The sequence below is a fragment of the Desulfobulbaceae bacterium DB1 genome, from assembly GCA_001914235.1.
Classification (GTDB): domain Bacteria; phylum Desulfobacterota; class Desulfobulbia; order Desulfobulbales; family SURF-16; genus DB1.
Genome location: MQUF01000002.1, coordinates 237,422 through 255,156 on the forward strand (window position 1 = coordinate 237,422; position 17,735 = coordinate 255,156).

Genomic DNA, 17,735 nt, shown 5'->3' on the forward strand with positions numbered 1-17,735 from the left:
CTTGCAGGTAAAAAATACTATTTCAAATTTTTCATGCAGCCCATTCCGGCAAACTGTCCGGCCGCACCAAGTTCTTCCTCGATCCGCAGCAGCTGGTTGTATTTTGCCACCCTGTCGGTTCTGGACGGTGCGCCTGTTTTAATCTGTCCGGTATTCAAGGCAACGCTCAAATCGGCAATGGTCGTATCCTCCGTCTCGCCGGACCGGTGGGAAATGACCGCCGTAAATCCGGCGCGATGAGCCATGTCCACCGCGTCGATGGTTTCGGTTACCGAACCGATCTGGTTGAGCTTGACCAGGATGGAGTTGGCAGTTCCTTCCGCAATTCCCCGCGACAGGATCTTTGTGTTGGTAACGAAAATATCATCGCCGACAAGCTGAATTTTGCCGCCCAGGCGATCGGTCAATTTTTTCCAGCCCTTCCAGTCGCTTTCATCCAGACCGTCCTCAATGGAGATCAAGGGATATTTTTTTACCAAGTCCGCATAAAAATCAATTAACTGATCAACCGTCTTGTCCGGTGACTTTTCAGCGGCAAGCACATACTTTTTGCTCTTTGCATCATAAATTTCGCTGGCCGCCACATCAATGGCAATAAAAATGTCCTTGCCCGGCTTGTAGCCCGCCTTGGTGATTGCCTCAAGCAGGGATTCCATCGCCTCTTCGTTTGAACGCAGATTAGGGGCAAACCCCCCCTCATCGCCCACCGAGGTGAGATGACCCGCCTTTTTCAAAACCCCTTTCAGGGCGTGAAACGTCTCCACTCCCATCTGCAGGGCCTCTGCAAAGGAGGATGCGCCGGCCGGCATGACCATGAATTCCTGGATATCGACATTATTATCCGCGTGTGCCCCGCCATTTAATACATTCATCATCGGCACGGGCAGCACCTTGGCGTTGACGCCGCCCAGGTAGGCATACAAGGGCAGCCCGAGTTCAGCGGCAGAGGCCTTTGCCGCGGCAATGGAAACTCCGAGAATGGCGTTGGCACCGAGGTTTTTCTTGTTTTCCGTGCCGTCCAGCTTGAGCATCGCCATGTCAAGCAGCACCTGCTGGGTCGAATCAATGCCGATCAGCAGGGGACCGATCTTGTCATTGACATTGGCGACAGCGGTCTGAACCCCTTTGCCGAGAAAACGTTTTTTTCGCACATCACGCAACTCAAGCGCTTCCCTGGTGCCGGTGGAGGCGCCTGATGGAACCATCGCCCGCCCCATGACACCGGATTCCAGATGCACCTCCACCTCCACGGTGGGATTTCCGCGCGAATCAATAACTTCCCGGCCGATTACACCAACTATTTCACCCATTCATTTTCTCCTCAAATGTATAGCTTGCAATGCCGGCATCCGTGCGATGCCGGCACCTTTGTCTCCAACGACGATCATTCCCTGCTATAACTATTCTTTTTCTTTCGCTTTTTGTCAACATTAACCAACAACGCTGGCCATCTTGAAAATCGGCAGATACATGGCGATAACCAGACCGCCGATGAGCCCGCCGAGGAATACCATCATAAAAGGCTCAATCATGGCAGTCATGTTTTCCACCGCCTGATCGACCTCCTCATCATAAAAATCGGCAACCTTTTCCAGCATGGTATCAAGTGCGCCGGTTGACTCACCGACATTGATCATCTGCACCACCATGCTGGGAAAAACCCCGGTTTCCTCCAGCGGTTCGGCGATGGAACGCCCCTCGGTGATGCTGTCGGCAACACGAAACACCGCCTCTTCGATCACCTTATTTCCGGCGGTTTTGCCGACCACATTCAACGACTCGAGGATGGGCACGCCGCTGTGCAGCATGGTACCAAGCGTCCGGGTAAATTTGGCAACCGCCACTTTTCGCACCAAAGGCCCGAACACCGGCGCCTTCAACATGAGCATATCGATCTTTTTTCTGCCTTTTTCCGTATTGTAAATCTTTTTTACGGCAACAACGACCACGGCCAGGGCGACAAACATTAAAAAGAAATTGCTCTTCACAAAATTGCTGGCATCGACGACTATCTGGGTGGGCGCGGGAAGAGCGGAGCCGAAATCAGCAAACATCTTGGCAAAAACCGGTACGACAAAAATAAGAATAACCGCGGTAATCACCAGTGCAATACAGAGACAGATCACCGGATAGGTCATGGCGCCCTTGATTTTTTTCTTCAAAGCCATGCTCTTTTCCATGAATGCCGCCAACCGATTGAGAATGGTGTCGAGAATACCGCCCATTTCACCCGCGTCGATCATGTTGCAATAAAGATTGTCGAACACCTTGGGATGCTTTTTCATGGAATCGGCAAAGGTCATACCTGTTTCCACATCAAGACGAACCGCATTCAGCAGCTTCTTGAAAGTTGGATTATCCTGTTGCCCGGCCAGAATCTCCAGACTCTGCACCAGGGGAAGGCCGGCGTCGATCATGGTGGAAAGCTGCCGGGTAAAAATCACAACATCCTTGCCGGTAACCTTGGGCTGAAACATGGCGATATTGGAGAAAAGATCCTTGGGCGCCTCCTTCAAAACCGTGGGCTTGATCCTGATCTTCTTCAACTGGGCAAGAGCCCCGGCTTCGCTTTGCGCCTCCAGCTTTCCTTGTCTTTTTTCGCCGTATGAGTTTACTCCCTTCCATGTATAAACAGGCATGAGATATTTCCTTTCTTTTTTTTAAAAACGATGCAGCGGCCGGTGAAAAGCGCTTGTATCACGGATATGCGACAGGCGTCTCGTCACTAAATATAAATTTTATATGAAGATTTTTGGAAAAACAACACAATTAATAATGTTTTCCGTTTCTTAGCTGTTTTTTTTAATCCCGGCGGCCTCATTTGCCTTGGCCGATCGGAATCAAATAAAACCTTTTCTCCGTGCCCGGACCGCAACACGAGACAAAAACGGCAAAAAGCTCGTGCCGGCAAACCGGATGCCTTTTTTCTATTGACAGTATCCCCTCATTCATTTAAATAAATGTGTTTTGGTGATGTTATTAGAGTACAAAAGAAAATAAAATCTTTTTTCTCACGGATATAAATATTTTTGGAACAGAAGGAGATTTCCGTCATGGCGAGCAATGCTCCGGCAGCAAGCGAATTACACAGCAGCGGCTTTTTTAATCCCATCATAGAGGCCTGTGAAGGCTGTGACCGTATCATTGAGGCGAGCAACAATAAATACTGTCAGACATACGCATACCCAGAATCAAAATGGCGCCTCGGATTCTGCAATATGGCCACCCACAAAAAACCTGAAATCACCGTGGGAACCACCAAGGTCAACCCGTTGAAAGCTTCAAAAAGGGCAGCGGCCGGCAGCGCGAAGAAAAAGAAATAACAGTTCCATTTGCAAATTATGCACCAGCCGTTTGCCTTGCAGGCAACCGGCTGGTGTCCTCCTCCAGGCCGGACACCGGCACGCCGTCATCCACTCGCATTTGGATAAAGAGAAAGCAAAAATTCTTCATCCTCCAGGATCGACTGAAACCTTTCGTAATTTTCCAGGAAACCTCCGGCAGTCTTGCCTTCCCAGGCAAGATCACGAACCGCCTCATCAAGCAGATCCCGTGAATAATCGCTGATCGCATAAAAGACTTTATCCAGCACGAGTTGGGTTTTTTTTTCGTAGGGAGGCACCTTCTTCGACAAGGCAAGTTCCACATGTCGCCTGGTCGGATGGGGGCAAAGCCGAAAAAGCTTGGGAGTATCATAAATATCCGCGGCGGCAAGAAGACCGCACTGGACATCTTCATCAAGCTCCTTGAAGATATCGGCGAGCAGCATATCTTCTTCCACATTGTTGTCCTGCAAGAGCAGGCGGATATACGGGGTGATTTCCTCCAGGGACAAAATCTTTTTCTTAAGCGCCCCTTTCAACCATTTTATCTTCATTTTGGGGCTTTTCGACACAAAAGGAAGATAAATTTCCAGCCAGTTATCCCTGTTATTGTTTTTCAGCCATGAAATCATTTTTTTCGTTTTTTTTCAAAATTCAAAAATATTGTTTCAGCGGGACACTCGCCCGGCAAGAGCCCTTTGCAGCACATATTCAAGGTAATCCCGGGTAAAAGGCTTGGTCACATAGTAATCGACTCCCCCCCTGAAAGCGCTGAGAATCTCGCAGAGTTGCGCCTCCGCGGTGATCATGACAAAAGCCAGATCCTTTTGCTCCGGATCACATCGTATTTGCCTGAGCAGATCAAGACCGGTCAGAACGGGCATGGAGTAATCGGAAATCACCAGAATGGGCTTTTCTTTCGCGAGAATCTCACGGGCCGCTGACACACCGGGGGCCTGCACCACTGTATCATAGCCCATTTTGGCAAGAAACGATGCAATAATACGGCGCATTATCATTGAATCATCGACAATCAAAATTTTCAATTCCGCACCTGACATAAAATCCACCGTGGATTGGCCTGCCTGAAGACAGCGAAACACCCGCTCCTGCTTCCGCACAAGAATCCCGTTCAAAAGTAATTCCGTTTGACTCAAAGACCAAACCGCGATACATTGATGATATCATAACATAACAAATAACATCCTCTCTAGTCATGCTGAAAATCTCCCATTGCAAATTAATCCCAGAAAAAACAAAAATGATGAAGTGAACCCATGTCAAACACGAAAAAACCTTCCGGATTCAAAACCGTCTTTTTGCTCATCCTGCTTCTTCTTGGCGGCCTGGCCCTGTTTTTTTTCTTACAATTAAACAAAGGTTCGGACAAAACCCCGCCCATTTCCATGGAGCAGGAACAGCGGGAATGGCAGGACAAGGTGAATGTGCTTGAAAAAGAGAATGCTCCGTCAAATGACCATTCCGCCCAAGAGTCCACCGAAGCACCTTCCGACCGGCTCCCGCTTGCGGACGTCACCTCAACCGCACCGGGCGCCGCGCAACCCCAAACCACCGATCCCTGTCAAGAAGCGACAAACAGAATTGATCAATTTTTCACCCACCTTGATGAACAGGACTATATAACGGACCTGCAACTCGACAAGGGGGCAAAAACCTTTTTCACCCGGATCAGCGACACGCTGTTGCAAACCCAACCAAAAATAACACGGGAAACCGACGACCTGCTCTCCATCCTGCATAATGCCGCTCATTTCTACAAGGTGCTCGGCGACAAGGATGTTTTCATCCTGAAAAAAATAATGGCCCATGAAAAGGCTTATTATGAACCGGTGCTGGCGGATTTTTATTATCTCCTCAAACACGAAAATGACTGCCGCCATATTGACTCTATCATCAAACTTCGGCTGAAAGAACTCTACGGCTACTCCGTCTTTTTTCTCAATACCCTTGGCGGCCAGGCGTATCTTTTCCGTCGTGATATCACTCTGCGAACCCTGATAAAATATTACTGCATCCTGGTGCTTGACCTGGCGAACGAGAACAATGTCAATCACCTCGGCCTCGACGCCAGATACCCGATCAACAGCCTGATCGACGAAATGAGCGCCGTGAGCGGAATCGACGGCAAGGAAAAATACCTGGCCAATCTCCGGCTTCTCAAGGAAAAATACGAAAAAGCATACGGCGCGTTATAAACCGGGCGCCACCGGCAAACAAAAAAAAGGAAGCTGACTTTTCTTGGTCAGCTTCCTTTTTTTTGTTACGCGCCGCCCACGCGGCTTCTCAATTGCCGGGAACCGGAAAAACGGGCAATGGATCAGTCGCGGCTGCCGCCGATAAAATGCAGCAAACTGAGAAAGAGATTGATAAAATCAAGATACAGGGCAAGCGCCCCCATGATGGCGCCCCTGCGAATCGCTGTTTCCCCTTCCTGCATGATGCCTGATGCGCCGATCTGGGTTATCTTCTGCACATCATAGGCCGTCAGTCCGGTAAAGATAATTACCCCGAGACCCGAGACCACCCAGGCCATCATCGAGCTCTGCAGAAAGATATTGACGACCGATGCGATGATCATGCCGATGAGCCCCATGAACATGAAGGAGCCCATGCCGCTTAAATCCTTTTTTGTCACCAGCCCGTAGATTGCCATGGCGCCGAACATGCCGGCGGTGATGAAAAATGTCGCCGCCACCGAGGTGGCGGTGTAAACCTGCAGAATCACGGACATGGTGATGCCGTTCAACACCGAGTACAGGAGAAAAAGCCCTGTTGCCGCCTGGGCGGAAAGACGCATGATTCTGGCGGAAAGATAAAAGACCAGCCCCAATTCAGCGATGATAATACCCCAGCGCATGATCGGATTTTGAATAAAAATCTGCATAGCCGTTGCCGAATTGGCCACCAGAAAAGCGATTATCCCGGTAAGCCCCAATCCTATCGCCATCCAGTTAAAGACCTTGGCCAGAAAGACGGTTGAGGCCTGACTCTGTACCTGGGCCGTTGTTATCGTCCTGCCATAGCCATTATTGTACATTTTTTCCTCCTGTCATTTTTTTGATTACTTGTTTCCTGCCTTGACGATCCGAATTGGAATGTCCCTCGGAGCCGCCTCTTTTTCTTCTTAATATAGCCACTGGCGGATAAGAGTCAAGCAAATCCGGTGGCGATTTGCCCGCCGGGCGAAACAGCATCCTTCTTCTCCGGTCCTGCTCCATCAAGGGAAATTGCTTCCCCCGGCTCCGGCAAAAAGACGTGAAACGAAGCGGCTGCCATCAGATGCCGGATCGCTTGCCGTTCATTTCTCCGGCAATTCCGTTCCAGATGAACGAGGGCAAGATGCCTGGCCCCTGCTTTTGCCGCAAAATCAATTGCGGCAACGACATTTCCGTGACTTTCCACTTCCTTGTCCAGCCAGAAGGCCTCATGAACAAGAAGATCGCAACCAGCCGCCAACCGCCCGGCAGCCGTGGTCGGCCGCCCGTCGCCGCTGTAGTAAAGGGTCCGGCCGCAATCAACAATACGCAGAGCAAGGGCGCGCTGGGAGTGGACATTTTCCGCGCTTGCCCAGCACGTGCCTGCAATCTCAAAATCCCGGCCCGGCTCCAGCGCGACAAAATCCAAAGAAAAACGGAGTCGCGGCATAAAACCGGGGTAAGCCAGCTCCATGGCTGCCGCAACCTTTTCTTCCACACCCAGCGGACCGGCAACAAGAAGCGGTTTTTTCCGCCCCATCTCCCAGAAACGAAGCAAAAGCAGCGGAATGCCGAAAAAATGGTCCCCGTGGAAATGGGAAATCCAGACAGCATCCAGAGCATCCGGGTCATCAGTCAGGGCAAAATAACGATGGGGCGTGGTGAATCCGCAGTCAAGCAGGAAAATCCCGCCGCCATTGCCGTGCACCAGAATGGACGTGTTGGGCAAAAGCGCGTCGCATGCCTCGCCAACCCCTAAGAAATGAATACGCATAAAAAAAAGAAGGGTGAAAGAAAAAATAAACGATTCAACAATTTCTCCATTTCATTATATGGTATACTGACGAAATGGCAACATTTCCCTTCAGCAACGAAAGAACACAACTTTTAGACCGGTTTCACCTGCTGGCACACCATGACCAGGAGATGCTGGAACTCCTTTCCATCATCTATGAACCAGCCGGCTCGGCACATATCGATGCCTGTTTCCAGGAGTATCTTCTTTGTCTCGACACGAACCGGTCACGACCGGACGAGCCGTCCACCGCCATCCTTCGTCGCCTGCAGCAAAACAACCTGGTCACCTGGGACGGCCGCTGCAACCCGCTTATCCGCGAAATCATCAGCAGAATCGCGGCTGCGTCGGGAAATTTTGCCCCGATGGCCGCCATCGTCCGGAAACATCTGCCGGTGGCGGGAGATGAATACGACGCCCTCGCGAAAAAAAGCGATCGCCATCTCAGGGAAATGAGGATCGGGCTGTACCTGGCTGATTTCGAATATTTCAACGAGCACATGCTGCGCTATTATGACTGTCCGGAAATTTCGGATCAGCACTCTCCCCTGGTGGAAATCGTCAACAACCCCTTTGACGGAGACTGGTTCCGCACCCTTCCCTTTCACCTGCAACTGCACAGCCTGCATGAAATCAGCACCAAATGCCTGTTTGACCTCGAACCCTTCGACCTGCCCCTTGCCTATCTCCAGGAAGAACTCACCGGCAAACGCATCCCCCCGCCGGGCCGGCCTTCCGCCTCCTACCTGCTCGTAGCCCACCTGCTCATGTGCGGCGACATGCCAACGGCCCAGACCGAGCTCTTCAAGGCAGGCGAGCTGCTCGACGCCTACGGGCTGGGGGGCTGGATATCATTTCTCAACGGCAACAACGAAGAATCCATCCTCACATTCCGCGCCGACCTTGATGCCCTGCGCCGGAAAAAAAACGAGCCGGACACCTATTTCGTCGGGTTTGAAGGAGTCATTTTCATTCTTGCCTTGCTGAAAAGCGGCGATTTCAGAAACTATGCATTTGCATCATCCATCATCGACCGACTGGAAACGGAGCAGCCGCAGAACCTCCTGCTCCCCGCCTACCAGGTGCTTCGCTCGGTCGCCAAAGGCCGCATGGAATCCTTCAAGCCCGGCTTTTTCGCCCAGTTATGGCACCCGGAAAAAAAGAACGGCGTGACCTCTCTTTTCATGGGTCTGGGCAACTACTGGTTGAACGGCGTCATCGAATCACATCAGATGAAGGAGCTGCACCATTTTTTTGAACTGGCCAGGGAAAACGGTTTCCATTGGTTGGCCATGGAATACGCGTCCCTTCTTGCCTTGGTGCGGGAGAACCCGGAATTAGAAAATTTCAGCCGGTCGATCCGGCAGAAAACAGGAGTTGTTTCCCTTCTCACCGCGGTGCCCCATGAAAAAACATGGCAAAGAGCCCTGAAGGCATTAAATCTGATCAGCCGCGCCGAGGAAGAAAGCGATGTCCAGCGGTATCGCATGACCTGGATGGTGGACTTCAAGGACGGTTTTGTCACCCTTGCGCCCCGGGAACAGAAAATGACCGCCAAGGGACACTGGAGCCAGGGCAGGGCCGTTTCCCTGAAACGCCTTTATTATGGCGAGAACCTTGATTTCCTGACGGAACAGGACAAAAAGATCCGCTCCGCCCTGCACAAAAAGGAATCAAACCAGGCCACGACCTTTGAGTTTGACATGGATGATGTCCTGCCGGCCCTGATAGGCCATCCCCTTCTTTTTTCGGCCATATCCCCGGCGACTCCCATCGAATTTGTCAAGGGAGAACCTGAACTGCAGGCAACCATTGCCGATGAGAAGCTGCAACTCAAATTCTCCCATCCCATCGGCGATGAAAAAATCCTTGTCCTGCGGGAAACCCCCACCCGCTTTTCCATAACTGAAATTTCGTCGAAGCACCGGAAAATCTCCGCAATTATCGGCGATGACGGGCTTCTCGTTCCTCTTGCCGGTCAAAAAGAGGTGCTGGCCACCCTCGGCAATCTCTCTTCCTGCCTCACCATCCATTCGGATATCGGTGAATCTCCGACCAACATCGAAGAGATTCCGGCCTCGGCGCACATTATTATCCAGCTTCTTCCCGTCGGCACGGGTTTCAGGGTCTCCCTGCTGGTTCGCCCCTTTTCCGACCGCGGCCCGTATCTCCACCCGGGGCGCGGCGCGGCAAATGTCATTGCCGAAATAAACGGCAAACGGTTGCAGGCCCTGCGCAATCTCAAAGAGGAACGGGAGAACTGCGAGCGGATTGAAATACTGTGTCCCACCCTGGCACGGCTTGGCGGTGTAGATGAGGAATGGCTGATTGACGACACCCAGGATTGCCTTGAGGTGCTTTCCGAAATCCAGCAACTGGGCGAGCTGGTCAGCGTGGAATGGCCGGAAGGCCAGCGCCTGGCAATCCGCCATCAGGCTTCCTTCGGCAATCTCCACCTGCATATCAGGCAAAAAAAGAACTGGTTCGAACTCGACGGCAAACTGGCGGTTTCCCCGGAGCTGGTTCTCGAGATGAAACAGTTGCTGGAACTGAGCCGGTCCGGCCACGGCAGATTCATTCCCCTGGGCCAGGGAGCGTTTCTTGCGCTTTCCCGTGAATTTCGTCGGCATCTCGACGAACTGAACAGCTTCACCGAGGAAACACGCGGCGCCAGAAGACGCATTCATCACCTGGCGGCATCCGCCCTGGAGAAATTCACCGAAAGCGGCATTACAATCACGGCGGACCGGAAATGGCAGGAGCAGCTCCTGCGCCTCAGGGAATCCCGCGACCTGCAACCGGAAATCCCCTCAACCCTGCAGGCCCGGCTGCGAGACTACCAGACCGAAGGATTCAAATGGCTGGCCCGGCTGCGCCACTGGGGCGTCGGTGCCTGCCTTGCCGATGACATGGGTCTCGGCAAAACCGTCCAGACACTCGGCATCATCCTGCAGGAGGCCAGGGGCGGGCCATCACTTGTGGTGGCACCAACTTCGGTCTGCATGAACTGGGAAGAGGAAATCAAGAAATTCACCCCCACCCTGAACGGTATAATCTTCGGGGGCAAGGACAGAAGCGCGCTTGTTGAAAATCTTGCCCCCTTTGACGTGCTGATCTGCAGTTACGGCCTGCTGCAGCAGGAAGACAAACTTCTTGCCACCCGGGAATGGCAGGTCATCGTCCTGGACGAGGCCCAGGCCATAAAAAACATCGCCACCAAGCGATCCAGGGCCGCCATGGAACTCAAGGGCAACTTCAGGATGATCACCACCGGCACGCCCATCGAAAACCACCTGGGAGAGCTGTGGAACCTTTTTAATTTTATCAATCCGGGGTTGCTGGGCTCGCTTGACCATTTCAATCGTCGTTTTGCCTACCCGATTGAAAAGGAACAGGACAATACGGCCCGGAAAAAACTGAAAAAACTGATCCAGCCGTTTATTCTGCGCCGCCTGAAAAGCCAGGTGCTCGAAGAACTGCCGCCGCGAACCGAGGTCGTGCTCCATGTCGACATGACCCAGGAAGAAGCCGCCTTCTACGAGGCCCTGCGCCAGAATGCCCTGAGAAAGATAGAACGGGATAATATTTCCCAGCCCCAGCGGCAGATGCAGATTCTGGCGGAAATCATGAAACTCCGCCTGGCCTGCTGCAATCCCCGGCTCGTCAGTCCGGAAAGCACGGTGCACTGCTCTAAACTGGAACTGTTCGGCACCGTTATCAGCGAACTCATTGAAAACCGGCATAAAGCCCTGGTTTTCAGCCAGTTTTCCTCGCACCTGAAAATTATCCGCTCCTTTCTCGACGATCTGCAGATCTCCTACAAATACCTGGACGGCTCCACCCCTCCCCGCAAGCGGCAGGAACAGGTCGCCGATTTTCAGGCGGGAGACGGTGATGTCTTTCTTATCAGCCTGAAGGCCGGCGGCGTCGGGCTTAATCTCACTGCCGCCGATTACGTTATTCACATGGACCCCTGGTGGAACCCGGCGGTGGAAGATCAGGCCTCGGACCGGGCCCATCGTATCGGCCAGATCCTTCCCGTCACGGTTTACAGACTGATTACCCGAAATACCATTGAAGAAAAAATCCTTGCCCTCCATCACAACAAACGGGAACTGGCGGTGACCCTGCTGGAAGGCAGCGATTTGAGCCACAGAATGACCGCCGAAGAGCTTTTGCTGATGATAAAAGATAAATAGTAATAGTTATTATTTGTTTACAAAAAGAAAATCACCCGGTACAGTGAAAAAAATTTCACTGTACGGAGGATGATTATGTGTGTTGAAGTCAGAAAAAGATGCGAATGCGGTAAATCCGAGGCCCAATTTCACATGCGGGACAACATCATGAGCGGTGAGGTCATCGAGAATCTCTATTGTCCGGACTGTTCGGCCTCGACAACGTTAAACCACGATACCATGATCCATGACAATGGATGGATTATCAAATATGATATGACTCTGGCGAGGATGTACGGCATCACCAGGCTTTCCATGCTGGCCGAAGAGATGAAACCCGCATTTCTGTTTGACCAGGGCTATGCCGTCTGGCGGGAGATGTATCCGGGTGAAACCGACGACATCGCCGGTGAACGGGAGGCGATCATTGCCCGCAAGGACCAGGACCCGACGGGCTATCTGCGGGAAATCAACGCCTGGGGCGTCAACCGGGTTCTGCTCCTGAAAAAAGCCGGATGGCGCAAGGCCATGCTTGCCTGATTCCCGGAAACCCTTTGCGTTTTCCTTGCCCTCGCTTTTGCGGGGGCTTTTTTTTTAAAGCGCTCTTTCCTTCATCCGATCCTCCCTTTGCGTTTTTTCCCGAGCGCAGGCAAGGCGCTTCTTCGTCGTAATCCCTTCGTAAATCAGGTCAGGTCGGTGCAGGCCGCAAATGGCGAAGAAGCACAAAAAAATCTCGTCGTAATCCCTTCGTAAATCAGGTCAGGTCGGTGCTCACGAGTGAAGGTTACAGGAAAATACATCCCATAGTCGTAATCCCTTCGTAAATCAGGTCAGGTCGGTGGTTAACCATTCCCCCGGCCCTGGACACGCACCAGGTCGTAATCCCTTCGTAAATCAGGTCAGGTCGGTGACCATCAACGCGCCCCAAGCGCATCTTGCCACAATCGTCGTAATCCCTTCGTAAATCAGGTCAGGTCGGTGAACACAACCGCAAGGCCGGATGACTCACACGAGTTGTCGTAATCCCTTCGTAAATCAGGTCAGGTCGGTGCCGACAAATCGGTATAACCCAATCCGAGCTAGCTCGTCGTAATCCCTTCGTAAATCAGGTCAGGTCGGTGGGCAAGGGGTGGAGCACAACCTGGGAGTGGGCGCAAAGGTCGTAATCCCTTCGTAAATCAGGTCAGGTCGGTGGCCCATGTATATTTTTAATTGACCTGCCCCGGCAGAAGTCGTAATCCCTTCGTAAATCAGGTCAGGTCGGTGGCCCTATTGGCAGAGAAAACTGCCTAGCTGCTGGGTCGTAATCCCTTCGTAAATCAGGTCAGGTCGGTGCTTAAGTGATCTGCATGAAGAAGATGACAAGCAAAGAAGTCGTAATCCCTTCGTAAATCAGGTCAGGTCGGTGCCAGACAGTTGAATATTGGATGGCGTCTGGTGTTTTTGGTCGTAATCCCTTCGTAAATCAGGTCAGGTCGGTGTCACGACCATCAACCACGAGCTGAGCGACGCGAACGTCGCGTCGTAATCCCTTCGTAAATCAGGTCAGGTCGGTGTGGAAGAACGCAAGCCCGTTACGCGAATATGCGAGGAAGTCGTAATCCCTTCGTAAATCAGGTCAGGTCGGTGAAGCTGGCCGCCCTGCTTATGAAATTATAGAGGAGGGGTCGTAATCCCTTCGTAAATCAGGTCAGGTCGGTGAGCAGCGCAGGGATGACGGCAGTAAATATCTATGATGCAGGTCGTAATCCCTTCGTAAATCAGGTCAGGTCGGTGTCCGACCTTGCAAGAATAATGGGCATGACCCAGCCTGCGGTCGTAATCCCTTCGTAAATCAGGTCAGGTCGGTGGTGGCCGCAGTATTTCGAAACGGTTGAAGCGGATTAATCGTCGTAATCCCTTCGTAAATCAGGTCAGGTCGGTGGTGGTATTTTCTGAAAACGAACTGATGCGGCTGTCGTAATCCCTTCGTAAATCAGGTCAGGTCGGTGCTTGACCACGATAAACATTACCGACCGACACAATTGCTGTCGTAATCCCTTCGTAAATCAGGTCAGGTCGGTGAGCGGCTTCCTCCAGCCCAGGCACTGCAAGCGTTCAGGGTTGCCATTCCGCAGACCTGACAGCGCCGGAAAATAAAAATCGCAAAACAGCTTGTTTTTCATGTGTACCCTCCATCGGTTTCAATTGATTTTACTGGAGTTTTTTAATTTCCGCAGACCGTTTTTTTGCTGAAACAAAAAATATCATATATTCCGCCAAGTTGTCAAAGAGCACATTCCCGGCGGCGGGGGTCTGCGGACTACCTGCACCGCAAGGCCTCAGCCTTACAGCCTCAGCCATTTTCACACTATCACAAACTCATGGTCCGGGTCAACGTATCGTCCCAGGCCGATGATTTCCGTCTTGCCCCGGCAGCGGTCACACAGCGGGATATACTTGACGCCGTCCACGCTGTCTTCTATCACCCCGGCGATTCTGGTTCGCAGCTCGGCAAAGGAGCGGTCGCTCACCTCGATTTCAAACTTCGACTTCTGCACCCGGTAACCGTAGTCCTTGAGAATTTTTGCCACCCGGTTCAAACGGCGGGGTTCGCAGATATCGTATATGGCGAGAATCCACATCAGATCACCTCCCAATCAAGCCGGCTGAAAGTAAGTCCCTGGCCCTGGATGATTGCCTTGTCCATACAGCCGGCGCAGACCCGGTAGATGCGCACCGCATCCTCCGTCAGATTGAGATGTTCACAGCAGTATAGCCGGATCTGCCGCACCTCGCGGGCATCAAGACGGCACTCAAAAACAGACTTCTGGCTGCGGATGCCAAGCTCTTTTAGAAATTTATGAAAGCGGACCCTGCGGCGATTACTGACAATATCATACACCACTACCGTGTTCATGGGCCGTCCTCATTTTAATTGCAGGGGCTGGTAAACCAGAAGCGACCCCTCGATCACCTTGCGATACATACCGGCCTGGGCCACCAAAGCCGCGTCATAGGTGATGACCCGTTCTTCCGGCGGGTAATAAAACTCGGTGGTCAGCTTGCGCTCGAAATTTTCCACCACCCGACGAAAGGCATCGTCGTGCAGCTTGACCGCGGGCTTGCCGCCGCTGTCTTCCATGTCAAGATCATCCGGAGTGTTCTCACCCATACGCTGGCTCGGCACGTCGAACTGATCGCTGCTGTCAAGATCACTCATATGGCCGTAAGGATCGGCGGTCACGTCAACGAGCGGCTCGGACGGCGGGGCGGGCAGCGCAGCCGGGGCCGGATGCTCAACGCGAAAATCTTCTTTTTTGAGTATCTTGAGATTAAACAGGGAAAGCACCAGGGTATCGACGATAATCACCCGGAATTCCTCCATCAGATCCATGACCAGGGAGTGCCGTCCGTAATCCGGCACATGCAGGAAGGCGGGATGCGGATCGAGATTGACCTGGCGGATGGCGGCATAGACCCGGTTAAAGAGAAAGGTGTAAAGCAGGGAAAGCACGGCGTTGACCGGATCAGTGGGCGGACGGCGCACCCGGCGGGCAAATCCGTGATCCTGCTGCAACCCCCAGCGCAGGGCGTTGAAATAGATGGCGCTGCCCCGGCCCTCGTAACCGCGCAGGGAGTCAATGGTTTCGGCGGCGGCGATGCCGGTAAAGAGCGCGCGAATCTCGCGGGCGGCGATTTTCGGTTCGTTGCGGTCTCTGGTGCGGCGGATGCGCATGAGCAGGGTGACCATGTTGGAGAGCTTGCCGCGCACGATCTCGCGGCAGAAACGCAAACCGAAATCCTGGTCGTCGAGCAGGCGGAACTGGCGCTTGCGCAGCATGACGTTTTTCGGCTCGGGCGTGGCAAAGCGGCCCTGGTAGCGCCCGTCCCTGGTGCAGAAAACCGTATCAACCCCGTGCCGGAAAAGCAGGGAGCGGGCCGCCGGTGTCAGTTCGATATTGCCGAACAGCACCACCTGTTTCAGTTTTTCGACAAAAAGGGTGCGGTAGGTGTCCTCGCCTTTTTTGACCAGCAGATGGCGGCCCTCACGGACAAGGCGGGAACCCTGGGTGGTAATATAGATGTGCATGATTCTTCCCTTTTAAAATTGATGGTTCCGTAAAAACTAAAAACCAACCACAGAGGCCGAGGAGCACACAGAGATAAGCGCTTGTAATTTAGAAGATTTTCCCTGTGCGCTCTGTGATCTCTGTGCTCTCTGCGGTAAAGAAAGACTTTTTACGAATCCATCAAAATTCAATGACAAAAGTTTTTCCGCAAGATTGCCGATGAACCGGGAGCCGCCGCATGCCGAGGAAAACCAGACAACACGGCAACTCCTCCGGTCAACGGCTTTCCAGCCTGACCAGATTCCCGCGCAGATGAGGCGGAACATCGTCCAGCATCAGGAAGCTGACGTTGCCGCCCTCGGCTGTCTCGGGCGTTGACGGCTCAAGGGTGGTGGTCACCGTGTCGGGCAGGTTCCACATGCAACCGGTTGCCGGATCGACCACCAGCCAGCCGATGAGGCCGCCGAAGAACAGGTTGCCGGCCACGTACCAGCCGCTGACGCCGCGCTGCACGGGCACGGTCCGGTCGGCAAAGCCCTCCTTGGTGAAGGTGATGGTGTAGTCGCGTCCGCTGAAATAACCGGACTTGGCATCAAGCGTCACGGTGGTGGGCGTGGTACCGGTGAAAAATACCTGGCCGCTGCCGTCGGCAATGGTAATGGCGGCCTTGTCCGGTTGACTGTTGATCGCCACCGGATAAACGGATTTGCCGACAATGCTGGCGCAGCCGGCGGTGAGGCCCAGGGTCAGCATGGCGGTGACCGTCATGGTCAGGGTGGGTGTTTTCATGTTTTTTCTCCTTGTCGGATGATGAATGAGGACAGCGGCAGTGTGCCGTGCGTTTTTTTCTCATTCAACACAAGGAGCGGGGGAAAACCAAGGATTGCAACGTTGCAAAGAACCATCAGCCATCGGCCATCAACCATCAGCCATCGACCATCGGCCATCAGCCACGAACCTCAGCGCTCCTCAATCCAGCGGAGTAATTCATCGCGCAGATGGTTGACCGTCTCGCCCTCCACCAGGAAGATCTTCATTTTTTGGGCGCGCTCCCGGTCGTAGTCGGAAAGCCTGCGGGCCGAGACCAGCATGGCACGGCCGAAAATCCCGCCGGCCCGGTCGGCCAGGGCATCAAGTTCGTTCAGAGCCTCGGTGGCCCGGGAGCCGGAGGCGGTTTCCCGCTCGGGGTTGCCGGCCTTGCAGGAAATGAGGTGCAGACGGTTGACATGGGTAAAGAGAACGTCGAACTCGTTTTCCGTCGGCCGACGGCCCTTGCCGTCCCATTCCACCTTGACGTTCATGGCCGAATCAAGACCGCGCAGACCGAGATCCTTGACGCGCCAATAGACGTATTCCTCCAGCCAGCCGCCCCGGCAGAAAAAGATTTTTTCCCTGGAAGGGATATTGAGTCCGGTGGAACTGACGCGGCCGGCCACGCCGCAGCCTTCGAGCAACGACACAAGTTCATCCGCGCCCGGCCCCAGATCGTTGACATCGAGCGTGGCATACGCAGGATTTTTACCGCAGCGGGCTATGGCGTTGTTCAACCGGCCAAGCAACCCGCTGTCAACGGTGAGCAGGCGAGCCAGGTCATGCAAACCAGGGCGGCGGACGGGAGCCGGGTTTTTGCCGGACAGCGGATTCATGCCGTAGGCGCGGAGGCAGTCGCGCACCTTGACGAGATTGTCCCGCACAGGGATGGAATCGTTTTCCGGGGCGAGCTGCACGAGCATATTATGAAACGTGTCAAGGTAGACGATGCGCCGGTTGTTGAAATAAAAGGATTGAAAGGCGGCGAGCGCGGCAATCTTGGTGCCGCCGGTGACATTCAGCGTCAACTCCGCATTCGGGCTGTTTGTGATGATTTTCTCACAGGTCTGCTGCATGGCGCCGAAATCATAGGCTGAAGCAATTTCCCTGATTTCCACCGCGATGCCGTGCGGTTGCACGATATTTTTCAGCCGATCCGCCTGGGCCTTCATTTCCGGCGAAACGAGCAACAGGGCCTTGTCCGGTTTTTCCAGGAACAACGGAACAAGATTGGGCATGGGCTGGTCGGAAATGAGGCAGACATGGATCTGGTGCTGAACCGGCTTATTTTTTATCATTTTTTACTCTCGACTGGCTTTTCTTGTCCGCTCGCCATTGCCCTGCCTGGCACATACAGTTTA

Annotated in this window: 15 protein-coding genes and 1 CRISPR repeat array; of the genes, 4 read left to right on the forward strand and 11 right to left on the reverse strand. The window is 53.2% G+C overall.

Annotation, left to right across the window (positions count from 1 at the left end; genetic code table 11):
• Nucleotides 1-17 precede the first annotated feature (17 nt).
• Nucleotides 18-1,310 (reverse strand): phosphopyruvate hydratase, encoded by a 1,293-nt coding sequence (locus tag BM485_01915; protein OKY76844.1) that lies wholly within the window; start codon nucleotides 1,308-1,310, stop codon nucleotides 18-20.
• Between the two features lie 120 nt (nucleotides 1,311-1,430).
• Nucleotides 1,431-2,639, reverse strand: coding sequence for a pilus assembly protein PilC (locus BM485_01920; protein ID OKY76845.1), 1,209 nt, complete (start codon nucleotides 2,637-2,639; stop codon nucleotides 1,431-1,433).
• Between the two features lie 414 nt (nucleotides 2,640-3,053).
• Here BM485_01920 and BM485_01925 point away from each other — a divergent pair, with 414 nt between their 5' ends.
• Nucleotides 3,054-3,323 carry a hypothetical protein gene (locus BM485_01925; protein OKY76846.1) on the forward strand — a complete coding sequence of 90 codons (270 nt, stop codon included), beginning with the start codon at nucleotides 3,054-3,056 and terminating at the stop codon, nucleotides 3,321-3,323.
• An 86-nt stretch (nucleotides 3,324-3,409) separates the two neighbouring features.
• Here BM485_01925 and BM485_01930 read toward each other — a convergent pair whose 3' ends face one another.
• Nucleotides 3,410-3,955 carry a hypothetical protein gene (locus BM485_01930; protein OKY76847.1) on the reverse strand — a complete coding sequence of 182 codons (546 nt, stop codon included), beginning with the start codon at nucleotides 3,953-3,955 and terminating at the stop codon, nucleotides 3,410-3,412.
• A gap of 36 nt (nucleotides 3,956-3,991) precedes the next feature.
• Nucleotides 3,992-4,384 (reverse strand): hypothetical protein, encoded by a 393-nt coding sequence (locus tag BM485_01935; GenBank protein OKY76931.1) that lies wholly within the window; start codon nucleotides 4,382-4,384, stop codon nucleotides 3,992-3,994.
• 216 nt (nucleotides 4,385-4,600) lie between these two features.
• Between BM485_01935 and BM485_01940 the strand changes: the two genes are divergently transcribed.
• Nucleotides 4,601-5,539, forward strand: coding sequence for a hypothetical protein (locus tag BM485_01940; protein ID OKY76848.1), 939 nt, complete (start codon nucleotides 4,601-4,603; stop codon nucleotides 5,537-5,539).
• Nucleotides 5,540-5,661: 122 nt separating this feature from the next.
• Here the strand turns inward: BM485_01940 and BM485_01945 are convergent, their stop codons facing one another.
• Together BM485_01945 and BM485_01950 are read right to left on the reverse strand one after the other, a co-directional pair.
• Nucleotides 5,662-6,381, reverse strand: coding sequence for a hypothetical protein (locus tag BM485_01945; protein OKY76849.1), 720 nt, complete (start codon nucleotides 6,379-6,381; stop codon nucleotides 5,662-5,664).
• A 113-nt stretch (nucleotides 6,382-6,494) separates the two neighbouring features.
• Entirely contained in the window at nucleotides 6,495-7,313 is an 819-nt protein-coding gene (locus BM485_01950; GenBank protein ID OKY76850.1) for a hypothetical protein, read from the reverse strand.
• Nucleotides 7,314-7,387: 74 nt separating this feature from the next.
• Here BM485_01950 and BM485_01955 point away from each other — a divergent pair, with 74 nt between their 5' ends.
• Together BM485_01955 and BM485_01960 are read left to right on the forward strand one after the other, a co-directional pair.
• Nucleotides 7,388-11,533, forward strand: coding sequence for a hypothetical protein (locus BM485_01955; GenBank protein OKY76851.1), 4,146 nt, complete (start codon nucleotides 7,388-7,390; stop codon nucleotides 11,531-11,533).
• A gap of 75 nt (nucleotides 11,534-11,608) precedes the next feature.
• Nucleotides 11,609-12,052 (forward strand): hypothetical protein, encoded by a 444-nt coding sequence (locus BM485_01960; GenBank protein ID OKY76852.1) that lies wholly within the window; start codon nucleotides 11,609-11,611, stop codon nucleotides 12,050-12,052.
• Between the two features lie 124 nt (nucleotides 12,053-12,176).
• Nucleotides 12,177-13,576: a CRISPR direct-repeat array (repeat unit 35 nt; unit sequence GTCGTAATCCCTTCGTAAATCAGGTCAGGTCGGTG).
• A gap of 281 nt (nucleotides 13,577-13,857) precedes the next feature.
• Here BM485_01960 and BM485_01965 read toward each other — a convergent pair.
• From BM485_01965 to BM485_01985, 5 genes are all read right to left on the reverse strand, one after another.
• The gene (locus BM485_01965; GenBank protein ID OKY76853.1) at nucleotides 13,858-14,136 is read right to left on the reverse strand and encodes a CRISPR-associated endonuclease Cas2; all 279 of its coding nucleotides are present in this window, start codon (nucleotides 14,134-14,136) and stop codon (nucleotides 13,858-13,860) included.
• A complete protein-coding gene (locus BM485_01970; GenBank protein ID OKY76854.1) occupies nucleotides 14,136-14,411 on the reverse strand; it encodes a CRISPR-associated endonuclease Cas2 in 276 nt (91 codons plus the stop codon). Before BM485_01970 ends, BM485_01965 begins: the two co-directional genes overlap by 1 nt.
• Nucleotides 14,412-14,420: 9 nt before the next feature.
• Nucleotides 14,421-15,584, reverse strand: coding sequence for a CRISPR-associated endonuclease Cas1 (locus tag BM485_01975; protein ID OKY76855.1), 1,164 nt, complete (start codon nucleotides 15,582-15,584; stop codon nucleotides 14,421-14,423).
• Nucleotides 15,585-15,840: 256 nt separating this feature from the next.
• Nucleotides 15,841-16,332: a hypothetical protein gene (locus BM485_01980; protein OKY76932.1), complete on the reverse strand. Its 492-nt coding sequence runs from the start codon at nucleotides 16,330-16,332 to the stop codon at nucleotides 15,841-15,843.
• Between the two features lie 191 nt (nucleotides 16,333-16,523).
• Nucleotides 16,524-17,672, reverse strand: coding sequence for a hypothetical protein (locus BM485_01985; protein OKY76856.1), 1,149 nt, complete (start codon nucleotides 17,670-17,672; stop codon nucleotides 16,524-16,526).
• Nucleotides 17,673-17,735: the final 63 nt, after the last annotated feature.

Bases quoted from the DNA above. Each gene is read 5' to 3' on its own strand.
- BM485_01915 (OKY76844.1), bottom strand. From the start codon at position 1,310: ATGGGTGAAATAGTTGGTGTAATCGGCCGGGAAGTTATTGATTCGCGC.
- BM485_01920 (OKY76845.1), bottom strand. From the start codon at position 2,639: ATGCCTGTTTATACATGGAAGGGAGTAAACTCATACGGCGAAAAAAGA.
- BM485_01925 (OKY76846.1), top strand. From the start codon at position 3,054: ATGGCGAGCAATGCTCCGGCAGCAAGCGAATTACACAGCAGCGGCTTT.
- BM485_01930 (OKY76847.1), bottom strand. From the start codon at position 3,955: ATGATTTCATGGCTGAAAAACAATAACAGGGATAACTGGCTGGAAATT.
- BM485_01935 (OKY76931.1), bottom strand. From the start codon at position 4,384: ATGTCAGGTGCGGAATTGAAAATTTTGATTGTCGATGATTCAATGATA.
- BM485_01940 (OKY76848.1), top strand. From the start codon at position 4,601: ATGTCAAACACGAAAAAACCTTCCGGATTCAAAACCGTCTTTTTGCTC.
- BM485_01945 (OKY76849.1), bottom strand. From the start codon at position 6,381: ATGTACAATAATGGCTATGGCAGGACGATAACAACGGCCCAGGTACAG.
- BM485_01950 (OKY76850.1), bottom strand. From the start codon at position 7,313: ATGCGTATTCATTTCTTAGGGGTTGGCGAGGCATGCGACGCGCTTTTG.
- BM485_01955 (OKY76851.1), top strand. From the start codon at position 7,388: ATGGCAACATTTCCCTTCAGCAACGAAAGAACACAACTTTTAGACCGG.
- BM485_01960 (OKY76852.1), top strand. From the start codon at position 11,609: ATGTGTGTTGAAGTCAGAAAAAGATGCGAATGCGGTAAATCCGAGGCC.
- BM485_01965 (OKY76853.1), bottom strand. From the start codon at position 14,136: ATGTGGATTCTCGCCATATACGATATCTGCGAACCCCGCCGTTTGAAC.
- BM485_01970 (OKY76854.1), bottom strand. From the start codon at position 14,411: ATGAACACGGTAGTGGTGTATGATATTGTCAGTAATCGCCGCAGGGTC.
- BM485_01975 (OKY76855.1), bottom strand. From the start codon at position 15,584: ATGCACATCTATATTACCACCCAGGGTTCCCGCCTTGTCCGTGAGGGC.
- BM485_01980 (OKY76932.1), bottom strand. From the start codon at position 16,332: ATGACGGTCACCGCCATGCTGACCCTGGGCCTCACCGCCGGCTGCGCC.
- BM485_01985 (OKY76856.1), bottom strand. From the start codon at position 17,672: ATGATAAAAAATAAGCCGGTTCAGCACCAGATCCATGTCTGCCTCATT.